The organism is Nocardioides turkmenicus (assembly GCF_011045035.1).
Lineage (GTDB): Bacteria > Actinomycetota > Actinomycetes > Propionibacteriales > Nocardioidaceae > Nocardioides > Nocardioides turkmenicus.
This window is the reverse complement of the sequence record NZ_JAALAA010000007.1, coordinates 67973-80206: the sequence shown is the minus strand read 5'-3', so window position 1 is coordinate 80206 and position 12234 is coordinate 67973. Positions and strand designations below refer to the sequence as shown.

At 71.6% G+C, this 12234-nt stretch carries 12 protein-coding genes; 3 read left to right on the top strand and 9 right to left on the bottom strand.

Features of this window, described 5'->3' with window-relative positions:
- Positions 1–3: 3 nt before the first annotated feature.
- Positions 4–330: a type II toxin-antitoxin system PemK/MazF family toxin gene (locus tag G5C66_RS09930; RefSeq protein ID WP_165110795.1), complete on the bottom strand. Its 327-nt coding sequence runs from the start codon at positions 328–330 to the stop codon at positions 4–6.
- A 68-nt stretch (positions 331–398) separates the two neighbouring features.
- Between G5C66_RS09930 and G5C66_RS09925 the strand changes: the two genes are divergently transcribed.
- Positions 399–1592 carry an MFS transporter gene (locus G5C66_RS09925; protein WP_338144130.1) on the top strand — a complete coding sequence of 398 codons (1194 nt, stop codon included), beginning with the start codon at positions 399–401 and terminating at the stop codon, positions 1590–1592.
- 6 nt (positions 1593–1598) lie between these two features.
- Here G5C66_RS09925 and G5C66_RS09920 read toward each other — a convergent pair whose 3' ends face one another.
- Both G5C66_RS09920 and G5C66_RS09915 read right to left on the bottom strand, forming a co-directional pair.
- On the bottom strand, positions 1599–2714 hold the full coding sequence (locus G5C66_RS09920) for a DUF1972 domain-containing protein (protein ID WP_165110794.1): 1116 nt from the start codon (positions 2712–2714) through the stop codon (positions 1599–1601).
- Positions 2715–2832: 118 nt separating this feature from the next.
- Positions 2833–4116 (bottom strand): glycosyltransferase family 4 protein, encoded by a 1284-nt coding sequence (locus G5C66_RS09915; protein ID WP_338144129.1) that lies wholly within the window; start codon positions 4114–4116, stop codon positions 2833–2835.
- Between the two features lie 168 nt (positions 4117–4284).
- Here G5C66_RS09915 and G5C66_RS09910 point away from each other — a divergent pair, with 168 nt between their 5' ends.
- Positions 4285–5712, top strand: coding sequence for an AMP-binding protein (locus tag G5C66_RS09910; RefSeq protein WP_165110792.1), 1428 nt, complete (start codon positions 4285–4287; stop codon positions 5710–5712).
- Between the two features lie 55 nt (positions 5713–5767).
- On the opposite strand, the gene G5C66_RS09905 is transcribed toward G5C66_RS09910, so the two are convergent.
- Genes G5C66_RS09905 through G5C66_RS09890 form a run of 4 tightly spaced genes read right to left on the bottom strand, consistent with a single transcriptional unit; the run spans position 5768 to position 9049 of the window.
- The gene (locus tag G5C66_RS09905; RefSeq protein WP_165110791.1) at positions 5768–6034 is read right to left on the bottom strand and encodes an acyl carrier protein; all 267 of its coding nucleotides are present in this window, start codon (positions 6032–6034) and stop codon (positions 5768–5770) included.
- A gap of 35 nt (positions 6035–6069) precedes the next feature.
- Entirely contained in the window at positions 6070–7263 is a 1194-nt protein-coding gene (locus tag G5C66_RS09900) for a pyridoxal-dependent decarboxylase, exosortase A system-associated (RefSeq protein WP_206443915.1), read from the bottom strand.
- Positions 7263–8114 (bottom strand): GNAT family N-acetyltransferase, encoded by an 852-nt coding sequence (locus G5C66_RS09895; protein WP_165110789.1) that lies wholly within the window; start codon positions 8112–8114, stop codon positions 7263–7265. The genes G5C66_RS09900 and G5C66_RS09895 overlap by 1 nt, the downstream gene beginning before the upstream one ends.
- Entirely contained in the window at positions 8111–9049 is a 939-nt protein-coding gene (locus G5C66_RS09890; protein ID WP_165110788.1) for a glycosyltransferase, read from the bottom strand. The genes G5C66_RS09895 and G5C66_RS09890 overlap by 4 nt, the downstream gene beginning before the upstream one ends.
- Positions 9050–9171: 122 nt before the next feature.
- On the opposite strand from G5C66_RS09890, the gene G5C66_RS09885 reads away from it, so the two are divergent.
- Positions 9172–9837, top strand: a complete 666-nt coding sequence (locus tag G5C66_RS09885; protein ID WP_206443914.1) for a polysaccharide deacetylase family protein — start codon at positions 9172–9174, stop codon at positions 9835–9837.
- 3 nt (positions 9838–9840) lie between these two features.
- On the opposite strand, the gene G5C66_RS09880 is transcribed toward G5C66_RS09885, so the two are convergent.
- Positions 9841–11412, bottom strand: coding sequence for an acyl-CoA ligase (AMP-forming), exosortase A system-associated (locus G5C66_RS09880; protein ID WP_165110786.1), 1572 nt, complete (start codon positions 11410–11412; stop codon positions 9841–9843).
- On the bottom strand, positions 11409–12074 hold the full coding sequence (locus G5C66_RS09875) for a methyltransferase type 11 (protein ID WP_165110785.1): 666 nt from the start codon (positions 12072–12074) through the stop codon (positions 11409–11411). Before G5C66_RS09875 ends, G5C66_RS09880 begins: the two co-directional genes overlap by 4 nt.
- Positions 12075–12234: the final 160 nt, after the last annotated feature.

The window sequence follows — 12234 nt, the reverse complement described above, 5'->3', positions numbered from 1 at the left end:
CCGCTACCCGAGCCCGGCCAGCCGGAGGGCCTCGTCGATCTCGCCGAGCTTCGCGGCGGACAGGGTGCCCGCCCGCTCGATCAGGTCGTCCCGGGACAAGGTGGTCAGCCACGTGCACGGGGTGAAGCCCGGGCGCGGCAGGGCCACCCGGAGCACGCCTTCGCAGGGCAGCCCCTCCCCCACGGCCACCTCGACGCCCAGACCGGCGAGGTCGACACCCGCCGGAGCGACGACCTGCATCACCTCGATCCCGGACCCGTCGTCTCCCGACAGCAGCACGACCGGCCGCCGCTCGTCGAACTCCACCCACCACACCTCGCCACGCTGCACATGTCCTCCTGACTCCGGCCACCGGCCACCCAGCCCCCAGGCAACCATCCTTTACTAACCTGACAAACGTGCCCCCGGACCAGAAGCACCGCCCACCCCTCTGGATCGCCGTCGCCTCGTTCGTCAGCAGCTTCGACCGGTTCGTGGTGAGCCCGATCCTGGTCCTGGTCGCGACGACCTTCGGGGTCTCCGTGGGGCAGGCGGTGGCGATCGCGAGCGGCTACTACCTGGCGTACGGGCTGAGCCAGCCGCTGTGGGGTGCGCTCTCGGACCGCTTCGGCAGGGTGCGGCTGATGCAGGGCGCTCTCGTCGGGGCGGGTATCGCCGGGCTGGTCTCGGCGGCGGCACCGAACCTGGTCACCCTCGTGGTGGTGCGGGTCGTCGCGGGAGCGTTCTTCGGGGCCATCGTGCCGACGTCACTGACGTACGTCGGCGACACCGTCTCCACCGCCCACCGGCAGCGCGCGCTCTCCGACCTGATGGCGGCGATGGCGGTCGGGACCGCCCTGGCGGCGGCCGCGGCCGGGATCACCGGGCAGCTCGCCGGGTGGCGGGTCGTGTTCGCGGTCCCGGCAGTCGTGGCCTTGGTCAGCGCCTGGGGCCTGAGGACGCTCGCCGAGCCGCCGCGAGCAGCCAACGGCGGGATCGGGGCCGCGTTCCGGGCCGCGCTGAGCAACCGCTGGGTGCTGGTGGTCGGGGTGCTCGTCTTCGTCGAGGGCGGCCTGGTCCTCGGCGTCCTCACCCTTCTCGCCCCGGCGCTGCAGGCGCAGGGCGTCGACGCCGCGCGGGCGGGGCTCGCGGCTGCTGCGTACGGGGTCGCGGTCCTGCTCTCCTCCCAGGTCCTCAAGGCGCTGACGCGGCGGCTGCCGCGCTGGGCTCTGATGGGGATCGGCGGCAGCGCGCTGACACTGGGGTACGCCACCGCGACCCTGCGCGTCTCGGTGCCCACGATCATCGGCATCGTCGTCATGCTCGGCGTCACCTGGGCCTTCCTGCACACCTCGCTGCAGACCTGGGCCACCTCGATCGTCCCCGAGGCGCGCGGCACCGTCGTGGCCTGCTTCGCCGCGTCTCTCTTCATCGGCAGCTCGGTCGCCGCCGTCGTCGCCGGTCCGGCGGCCGACCACGACGAGTGGCACACCCTCTTCACCGCCTGCGCGGCCACCGCCGCGGTCCTCACCGTCGCCTGCGTCCTCACCTACCGTGCCTACGCCGCCCGCGAGGCAGCGCCCCGGGCGGCGGACGTCACCACCGACGTCTAGAGAACGTCAGCGCAGGTGGGCGCGGATGAGCGCCTCGTACTGGTCGGTGATCCGGCTCCAGGTGAACTCTGCGGCATGCCGGGCGCGGGCGGCCGCGGACAGCGACGCGGTGAGCTCCGGCTCGGACAGGACCCGCTCCAGCGCGGTGACGACCCCGGCCTCGTCGGAGAAGTAGAGCGCCGCGCCGTCGGCGACCCAGCGGTTGTAGCGGTTGTCGTGGGCGATCACGGCGTTGCCGCAGCCCAGCGCCTCGACCAGGGAGGGGTTGGTGCCGCCGACCTGGTGCCCGTGGACGTACGCCACCGAGTGGAAGCGCAGGGCCGAGACGATGTCGGTGTCGTAGATCGCGCCGAGGAAGACGACCTCGTCGCTCGCCGCCTCGAGGACCGCGCGCTGGTAGTCGTCGGCCGGGTCGTAGTCGCCCAGGACCACGAGCCGCCGGCCCCAGCGGCGGCTGGAGAAGGCGCGGACGACCTCCAGGATGCTGTTCTCCGGCACCGGGCGGGCGATCAGGGTGAGGTAGGCGCCCGGCTCCAGCCCGTGGTCGAGCACCGCCCACTCGGGCGCGTCGACGACGCTCGGGGCGCCGTAGGCGATCGTGGTGATCTTCTCGGCCGGCACCCGCGTCGCCAGGTGGCGGGCGATCTCGGGGTGGTCGGCGATGAGGTGGTCACCCAGCCAGCAGGCGGCCCGCTCCTGGGTCCACAAGAAGGCCTTCTCGGGGCCCGACCATCGGGCCCGCTTCCACTCGATGCCGTCCATGTTGATGATGTTGGGGATGCGGCGGGAGCGCAGCACCGAGTTGAGCGCGCCGGTGTTGTAGCCGAACGTCACGCAGACGCTGCCGTCCTGAGCGGCCTCCCGGGCGGCATGCCGCACCGCGCCGACGTCGAACTCGATCGTCCCGCGCGGACCGTCGTGACGGGCCGGCACGTGGACCCGTTCGATGCCCTTCCACGAGTCGATGCGCAGGTCCGCGTGCGGCTCGTCGTCCTGGCAGTAGACGACCACCCGCCAGCCGCGGTCGACCAGGTCGAGTCCGATGTTCTCCACCGCGGTCTCGAAGCCGCCGTGGGCAGCGGGCACACCACGGGTCCCGAGCATCCGTACAGTGGGGGTCACGTGGGGTTGACTCCTAGTTTGCTAGGAGCCGATGGCCCCTATTTTCAGCACAAGGAGCCATCCAAGAGGATCCGCGCGGACAGCGGTCCCGAAGTCCGGGTCATATACCCCAAATCGGTTACGTCACCGCAGGTCCGCGGGTGAGTACGAACTGCCGCAGCGCGTCCGGGTCGTCCAGGTCGACGTACTCGAACCCCTCGATCGCCGCCCGTGTCTCCTCGATCGCACACATCGAGTCGTAGACCTGCACGTACGCCGCCGACTGCGGTCCCCAGTCGAGCACCTTCGCCGCGCGTTCCCGTGCCCGCAACGCCAGCTCGACCCGGAGCTCGGGGTCGTCCAGCAGCGACTCGACCGCGTCGGTGAACGCGGCCACGTCCCCCGACGGGACGAAGAGCGCGGCGTCCTCGGCGGAGACCCGGGTCTCGACCAGGTCGAAGGAGACCGACGGCAGCGCGTAGGCCATGTACTCCATCGTCTTGTTCATCGTCGAGACGTCGTTGAGCGGCGTCTTCAGGTCGGGGCACAGGCCGATGGTGGCGGCGCTGAGGTGCTGGGCGATCAGCGCGGAGCCGGCCCGGCCGGTGAAGGTGACCACGTCGTCGAGGCCCAGCTCGGTGCAGCGACGCTTGAGGTCCTCCAGGCAGTCGCCGAAGCCCATCAGCACGGCGTCGACGTCGGTGCGGCCGCGCCGGTGGACGAGCTCGTCCATCACCTCCAGCACGGTGTCGACACCGTCCTGGGGACCCATGATCCCGAGGTAGGCCAGGGTGTGCCGGCGGCCCTGGGGCGCGGGGTCCTGGGGACGTACCGGGCGCATCACGGAGGTGTCCGGTCCGCTGCGGACCACGGTCACGGCGGCGGGATCCATCCCGCCGCGGGTGATCGCGACCTTCCGGTAGGACTCGTTGGTCGAGATGACCCGGTCGGCGGTGGCGTACGTCTGCTTCTCGAGCCAGCGCAGCCCGGCCAGCTGGGCGCGGCCGGACGGGGACGTCGGGGTGCCGAACCGGGAGAGGAAGAGCTCGGGGTTGAGGTCGTGCTGGTCGAAGACGAACCGGACACCGCGACGCTTCCAGATGCGGGCCAGGAGCCAGTAGGTGTCGGGCGGGTTGCAGGCCTGGATGATCGCGAAGGGGCGGTCGCGCCAGACCTTGGTGGCCAGCAGGGCCGTGCGGATCCAGCAGTAGACGAACTCGAGCAGGTAGCCGAGCACACCGCGGGCCTGCGGTGCGGGCCGGTACTTGTAGATGCGTACGCCGCCGATCTGCTGACGTCCCGGGTCGCCGGGGCCCTTCGGGCAGATCACGCTGACCTCGTAGCCCCGCGCGACCAGAGCCTGGCACTCCAGCCAGACCCGTCGGTCCAGCGGCACGGGAAGGTTCTGAACGATGATCAGCACGTGCGTCCTTGCCACGCCGTTTCTCTGCTGGGCTGCGTCGACCATACGAGCAGCGTTGAGGAGCGCGGCGACACGCTCACCGGGGACACCCGCCATATCCCCGAATCCGGGGATCGTGAACGGTGAGGCGGGTGCCGCGGCGTCCGGCGGCTCCTAGCGTCGCCTGCTGTGAACCCGCTGGCCGAGCGCATCCTCTCCGCACGCACCCGACCTCTGTCGGGGTCCGTGATCGCCGATCGACGCACCTCGGTCGGCCCGGACGCGCTGGTCGAGGCGGCCGAGGAGCTGCGCCTCGCGCTCGTCGCGGCGGCGGGTGTGCCCCGGCCGCTGGTCGCGATGTCGCTGCCGCTCTCCACCGACGCGGTCGTCGCGCTGGTGGCCGCGATCGTCGGTGACCTCTCGGTCTGCTTCGTGGACCCGTCGGCGGCCGAGGATCACCGCCGGGCTCTCGTCCAGGCGCTGCATCCCGACGTCGTGCTCGACAGGTCGGGGATCCGGGCGGTCGCGTCCTCAGCGTCGGCGCGGGAGGGCATGGGGGCCGGGTACGTCGCGATGTCCTCGGGCTCCACCGGCGGTGGCCCCAAGGGGGTGCTGTCGGCCTGGGCCGGGATCGACGCGTTCGTCCCGCACGGCGCGTCCGCGCTCTCCCTGGACGACGCCTCGGTGTGGGCCGAGGTCTCGCATCTCTCCTACGACCTGGCGATGACCAACCTGCTGGTCGCCCTGGCCGCCGGAGCATCGGTCCAGGTGTCCTCGTCTCTTGGGGACCGGCTCCGACCGCTCGGGTTCTGCTCCCGCGTCGGGGCGACCCACCTGCGGCTGGCTCCGCGGTTCATCGACCTGGCGGCCGCCGAGCGGGTCGACGCCGCTCCGCGGAGCCTGCGGGTGTGGGGCTCCGGCGGCGACCGGCTCTCCGCCGCCGACGCCCGGCGCGTCTTCGACCTCGGGGTCCCGACCGTCGTCAACACGTACGGCACCAGCGAGACGATCGGGTTCGCCAGCGCCGCCCGGTTCGACGCCGGTGACGAGCTGGCGACGGTCCACGGTGCGGTCGGCATCGGGCGCGGGGAGGTCGGGGCGTGGCGTACATCGCTGGTGGGGGCAGGTGACATGCTCGCCATCGGGTCGCCCCATCTGCCTGGGGGCTATCTGTTCGGTTCCCCGAGCGGGCAGTTTCCGCGCTGGGACGGGGCGGAGCGGGTGCTCACCGGAGACCTCGGCGCCCGGCGCGGCGAGGAGCTCTTCTGCCTGGGTCGCGCGGGCCGCCGGGTCAAGCGCAGCGCGAGCTTCGTCGACCTGGACGCCCTCGATGCCGAGGTGAAGCAGGCCTTCGGCGTGGTCACGTTCACCGCCGCCACTCCCGCGGGCGACCTGGTCAGCCTCGTCGAGGGTCGTCCTGTCATCGACGATCTCCGCCGCCGCCTGGCGACGGTGCTGCGGCCGGACTCGGTGCCCGACGTACTCCTTCCCGTCGCCCAGCTCCCCCGCCTCGGCAACGGCAAGATCGACCAGGCGGCGGCTCAGCTCCTCGCTGGTCGAGCCGCGAGCACCAGCGAGCGTGTCGAGACCAACACAGTCCCCTCTGCGCTCGAATAGACCGTGTTGGTCTCGACACGCCTCCGCCTCGCGGCTCCGGCGGCTCGACCAGCGGTTAGCGGAGCTGCCCCCGCACATACTCGGCCAGTGACCCGACGGACTCGAACACCTCGGCGTTGATGTCGTCTTCGTCCATCTCGAAGCCGAAGCGGTCCTCGAGGACGGTGATCAGCTCGACCAGGGCGAGCGAGTCGAGCTCGGGCAGGGAGCCGAAGAGCAGCGTGTCGGCGGTCAGCGTGCCGGCGCTGTGGTCGGGGCCGATCACGTCGGTGATCGCCTCGCCGACCCGGTCGAGGGTCGCGTCGGTGGTGTCGATGGTCATGAGCGGGGACTCCTTGGGTTCGGGTTCACGGGACGTCAGACGAGCACTTCGAGCGGCGCCGGGTGGCTCAGGAAGGCGGTGGGGCTGGCGGTGAGGCCGTACGCGCCGGCCTGGTGGACCACGACCAGGTCGCCCACCTCGGCCCGCGGCAGGCTCACCTTGTCGCCGAGCAGGTCCAGGGGCGTGCACAGGCAGCCGACGACCTGGACGGTCTCCTCCGCGGCCTCATGGGCTGCCGCGACCGAGATCGGGTAGTTGCGGCGGATCACCTGGCCGAAGTTGCCGGAGGCGGCGAGCTGGTGGTGCATGCCGCCGTCGACGACGAGGAAGGTCGTGCCGCGGGAGATCTTGCGGTCGACGACCCGGGTCACATACACCCCGGCCTCGCCGACGAAATAGCGGCCGAGCTCGATCACGACCTGCGCGGACGGCAGCGCGGGACGTACGCGGGTGGCCAGCAGCTCCTCGAGCCGGGAACCGACGAGGTCGAGGTCGAGGGGCCGATCCTGGGTGTAGTACGGGATCCCGAAGCCGCCGCCGATGTTGAGGTAGGCCATCGGCTCCGGCAGGTCGCCGGAGAGCCGCAGCACGAGGTCGACCGTGCGCTCCTGCGCCTCCGCCAGGATCGAGGCGTGCAGGTTCTGGGAGCCGGAGAAGACGTGGAAGCCGGCCACCTCGACGTCGCGGTCGTGCAGCGTCTTGAGCAGCAGCGGCACCGTCTCGGCGTCGACGCCGAACTGCTGGGCGCCGCCGCCCATCCGCATCCCGGAGCCCTTGACCTCGAAGTCCGGGTTGACCCGAACCGCGACCCGCGGCCGAAGCCCGAGCCGCTCGGCGGCCTCGACCAGACGGTCGGCCTCCAGCGGCGACTCGATCTCGACGAGGACGCCCGCCGCCACCGCCGACGTAAGCTCGGCGACCGACTTCCCGGGCCCCGCGAAGCTCACCGACCCTGGATCGATCCCGGTGTCGAGCGCCACCCGCATCTCGGCCCCCGAGGCGACGTCGAGCGCGTCGAGCCTCCGGGCCAGGTGCTGCACCACGGCAGGCATCGGGTTGGCCTTGACCGCATAGCTCAGGTGCACATCGTCGGGAAGAGCGGCCCGGAGCGACGCCACCCGGGCGTCGATCGCGTCCCGGTCGTAGGCGAAGAACGGCGTCGAGCCGACCCGCTCCGCCAGCAGCCGCACCGGTACGCCCCCTACAGCCGGTCCATCGGCGTCGGTCATCACCACTCCAGACATGTCAGCTCGCTGTACAGGTAGTCGACCCGGGCCGGGTCGAGGGCGTCGCTGCGCAGCATCTTCGGCCGCGACCGCGACAGTCGGTGGCCTCCGGCCGGCGCACCGTCCGCCACCCGGTGCTCGATCAGGGTCGCTGCGGCACCGTGCTGCCTCAGCAGGTGCCAGGCCAGCCGCGGCGCGTGCCGGCGGAGCAGCCCGGGGTTGCTGGCGTAGAGGACCGAAGCGAAGGCACGTACGCCCTTGCGGGTGTCCTTGCGGGCCACGACGTAGCAGTGCTCGGAGCCGGTGCTCAGCACCACGTGCCGGGCCGCGGCGGCGGCGCGATGGTCCGCGTAGAGGTCCCGCTCCTCGCCCTGCAGCACCGAGTCGAGCACGTCGGGACGACTGCTCACCCGCACCCCGCGCCCCGGCAGCGCCACCGCCGGCACCAGCGAGGTCGTGGTGTCGAGGTCGGTGAACTTGAGCTTCCGGTTGAGCGCGACCACGTTGCCCGAGGGCGAGAAGTCGGTGAACTCGTAGCCGGGCTGCTTGAGCAGCGTGGTCAGCAGCCGCAGCCCCTGATGCCGGTGGCTGTCGAGCACGCACCAGGCGCCCAGGTTGCAGATCTGAAGCGTCTCGTCGCCGACCGTCCGCTCGGAGTAGTAGGCGAGGTAGGCCCCGACGACCTGCTTCTCCGAGGTGAGGAAGAAGCCGTGGTTGGGCTGGGGCACGTCCCACGGCACCCGCAGCGCCTGGGTCCACTCCAGCTCCCGCACCCGCGGGTTCAGCTGCTCGTGCAGGAACGACGAGACGGCCGGGAGATCCTCGGCCGTGATCGGAGCGAGCACCGCCTTCATGCGCTCGCCACCCACTCGGGTCCGCGCGGGGCGCTCATCCGCCGGCGGCTGACCAGCGTGCGGACCGCTCGTCGCGAGGTCCGCTTCCCCAGCAGCGCCCGGCTGCACTCGCGGGCCAGCACCATCAGCCAGTACGCCGCCCCCTGGACCCGCCCGCGACGGGCCGTGAAGAGCCGCACCCGGTTGGCGACCAGCAGCGCCCACAGCCCGGGCGAGGTGGTGGACTCGCCGCCGAGGTGCACGGCGCGGGCGGCGGGGACGTACCGCACCCGGAAGCCCCGGTCGCGGGCGCGCAGGTGGAACTCGGTCTCCTCGGAGTAGAGGAAGTAGGACTCGTCCCACGGTCCGCACGCGCGCCAGCAGGCGGCGCTGATCAGCTGCGTGGAGCCCTCGGCCCAGTCGGTGTCCTGGGCTCGTTCGTACTCGGCCGGCGACGCCACGATCTCCCCGGCCCAACGCACGCGTCCGGCGCGGTTGGCGCCCACGACGGCGTCGGCGAAGGCCCTGACCAGGTTCGGCGCACCGCGCATCGACTCGATCAGCCGGCCCTCGGCGTCGACCAGGTGCGGAACGGCGACACCGACACCGGGCCCGATCTCGCGTGCCAGCGCCGCGGCGCAGCCCGGCTCGAGACGTACGTCCGGATTGAGCACCAGCACCGCATCGAGATCGCGGTCCCCGGCGAACGCGGCGGCGACGCCGGCGTTGATCCCGGCGGCGTAGCCGCCGTTGCGCCCGGTCTCGACGACCGTGGCCTGCGGGGCGAGGCGACGGGCGACGGTCACGGTGTCGTCGGCCGAGGCGTTGTCGGCGATCACCAGCCGCCACCCGAGACCGGTGAGCCCACCCGGCAGGGAGCCGACGAGATCGGCGAGCAGGTGAGCGCTGTTATAGGTCACCACCACGACGGCGATGGTGCGGATCGGCTGCGGCACGTCACGAGTCTCGACGGCATAGACACCCGCCGGAGCCGCCTCCCGACCGCAGATCCCCCGTATGAGGTAGGCCTTCGCACGGGGTGGCCGTAGGCGGCCTCCGGCTCCCTAGCGTGGACGACATGCCCGCCCACGTGACCAACATCTGCTTCCACGGCATCGGTGAACCCGAGCGCGAGCTGGAGCCGGGTGAGGACCGCTACTGGATCAGCCGCGACGCCTACGAGGACATCCTCGACGCCGTCGCCGGCCGGCCCGAGGTGCGGATCAGCTTCGACGACGGCAACCACTCCGACGTCGTCCTCGGGCTGCCCGGCCTGCTGAACCGCGGCCTGACCGCGACCTTCTTCGTCCTCGCCGGCCGCCTCGGCAAGCGGGGGAGCGTCGACCGCCTCGACATCCGCCTCCTCCGGGTGGCCGGCATGCGGATCGGCACCCACGGCATGGACCACGTCAGCTGGCGCGGCCTCGACGCCGCAGGCGTACGCCGCGAGCTCATCGAGGCCCGCGAGCAGATCACCATGGCGGCCGGTGAGGTGGTGGAGGAGGCGGCGCTGCCGCTCGGCCGCTACGACCGCACCACGCTGCGTCATCTGCGCCGCCTCGGCTACCAGCACGTGCACACCAGCGACCGCGCCCACGCGGTGGCCGGGGCCTGGCTGCAGCCGAGGTTCAGCGTCACCGCGGACGACGACGGCGACACCGTGCGCAGCCAGATCCTGAGCGGCCAGGGCATCGCCAGGCGAGTGGAACGCCAGGCGGCGGGGCTCGTCAAGAGGCTGCGCTGACGGTCACGACGCCAGCACGGTCCTGATCAGGACGCGATCGAACTTTCCGTTCGGGGACCGCGGAAGCTCGGGACGTACGTCGATGGTCGAGGGGACCATGTAGGGAGGCATCGCGCGGCGCAGCGCGGTCAGCAGCCGGTCGACCTCGATCTCCGCCTCGCCGGCGGGAGGGGTCACCAGCAGCACGATCCTCTGCCCGAGCCTGTCGTCAGGCAGACCGAGCGCCACCGCGTCGCGGACCAGACCGGTGTCGTAGACGACCTCCTCGATCTCGGTCGGGCTGACCCGGTAGCCGGAAGTCTTGATCATGTCGTCCAAGCGCCCGACGAAGTAGAGGAAGCCCTCCTCGTCGGCTACGACCCGGTCTCCGGACCACACGCACAGCTCCGGCGTACGCCACGACGCCTGCTCCCGCGGCAGCGGCCGGAACCGCTCGGCGGTTCGCCTGGGATCGCCCCAGTAGCCCTGGGCCACCAAGGCGCCGCGATGGACGAGCTCTCCCTCCTCCCCGGGCTCGCACGGTGTCCCGTCGGGGCGCACGACGAGAACCTCGGCGTTGGGGATGGCCTTGCCGATGGAGTCCGGCCGACGGTCGACCTCGGTGGGGTCGAGATAGGTGGAGCGGAACGACTCGGTCAGTCCGTACATCAGGAAGGGCTGCGCCGTCGGGAAGTGCTCGCGGAGCCGTTGCAGCGTCGCCCGCGGCATCCGTCCGCCGGTGTTCGCGAAGTAGCGCAGGCGGGCTCGGGCCTCCGGCGGCCACTCCACACCGGCCAGCTGCAGCCACAGGGGTGGTACGCAGGTCAATCCGGTCACGCCGTGCTCCGCGCACAGCGCCGGAACCTCGCTCGGGAGCAGATAGTTCATCAGCACAACGTGCGCGCCGACCGCGAAGGCCGTGGTGAGCTGGCTGAGGCCCGCATCGAAGCTGAGCGGGAGCACCGAGAGGATGACGTCCTCGGGCCCGTTGCCGAGATAGCTGCTGACGCTCTCGGCGCCGACCACGAGGTTGCGGTGGCTCAGCACCACGCCTTTCGGCTTGCCGGTGCTGCCCGAGGTGTAGAGGATCGCAGCGAGGTCCTGATCGATCGTCGTATCCGCAGGCGCGCAGGCGCCGCTTGCGAACAGGTCGGCCCAGGCGTGCACCGCGATGTCGATCGGGAGGTCGTCGGGCACCTCGGTGCCGACCAGGACGATGTGCTCGAGCGACTCGCACCCCTTCAGCTCCTCGCGGAGCAGGACCAGCCTCTCGCGCGAGGTGATGAGCACCTTGACCGAGCAGTCGTCGAGGATGTGGGCGACCTGGCCACCCTTGAGCAGCGGGTTGACCGGCACGAAGACCCCGCCTGCGGCCGTGGCCCCGAAGATCGAGGCGACCGTCTCGGGTCGCTTCTCCAAGAAGATCGCGCAGCGGTCCCCGCGGGCCAGGCCGAGGTCACCGAGCCCGGCGGCGACCGCACAGGCCGAGGCCCAGACTTCCGCGTAGCTCTGCGTGATGCCCTTGTAGGAGAGAGCCGGGGCGTCCGGCCGCGCGCGGGTGTGCTCGCGCAACATCGAGTGGAGCGAGGTCCTCATCGCGCTCGCACCGCGACCATCGACTTGGTCAGGCCGAGGACCTTCTCCTTGAGGATGTCGGAGTCGGGGAAGTACGAGCGCATCTCCGTCATCCCGACCAGCTCGGTCCACTGGACATCGGCCATCGCCTCTTCCCGCGATGCGGGAAGAGTGTGGACCAACGGCCAGCGCTCGGCGACCCGGGCCCTGAGGGCCATCGGCAGGAACTGCATCCCGGGGAAGAGCCAGTGCGGCTCGATCGGGAAGTACCGGTAGGGCGTCTGGACCCAGTGCCGCGGCGCCGCCTGACGGATCTGCTCGGCCAGCCTGGACCGCTGGGCATGGCCCCCCACGTGCTCGAGCAGGGAGTTGGAGAACACCAGGTCGTACGCCACCGGCGCCCCCGCGCTCTCCAACACACCGCGCGCGTCACAGGCATCTCCGGTCACCGGCGTCACCCAGCCCTGGTCACCCGCCCCGGGCTCGGTCAGGTTGAGCACGACGACGTGCGCCGGTCGTACCGGCGCCCGCAGCCAGGACTCGGTCGTGCCGCCGACATCGAGCACCTTCATGTCGGCGATGTCGGGGAAGAGCGTCGTGAACCTCTCCCAGCGCCGCAGCCGCAGCTTGGCGCCCAGGGAGGCGGGAGAGTCCACCAGTCGGGATCGGAGCTCGAGCTTCACCCCGTAATCGTCACGGGCCAGCCACCCGTCGAACGGCGCACAGAACCCGGATCCCCCGTATCAGGTAGGCGTGGCGCGAGGTCTCGGCACGTGTCCGCCCAGCCCTCCGGCCGAGATACCGACTTTGGAGGATGCCCGGACCGCCGGAATCTGTGCAGGG

Excerpts from the sequence above, each read along its gene's own strand:
- G5C66_RS09880 (WP_165110786.1), bottom strand. The coding sequence starts at position 11,412 with ATGAGGACCTCGCTCCACTCGATGTTGCGCGAGCACACCCGCGCGCGG.
- G5C66_RS09885 (WP_206443914.1), top strand. The coding sequence starts at position 9,172 with ATGCCCGCCCACGTGACCAACATCTGCTTCCACGGCATCGGTGAACCC.
- G5C66_RS09900 (WP_206443915.1), bottom strand. The coding sequence starts at position 7,263 with ATGACCGACGCCGATGGACCGGCTGTAGGGGGCGTACCGGTGCGGCTG.
- G5C66_RS09905 (WP_165110791.1), bottom strand. The coding sequence starts at position 6,034 with ATGACCATCGACACCACCGACGCGACCCTCGACCGGGTCGGCGAGGCG.
- G5C66_RS09895 (WP_165110789.1), bottom strand. The coding sequence starts at position 8,114 with ATGAAGGCGGTGCTCGCTCCGATCACGGCCGAGGATCTCCCGGCCGTC.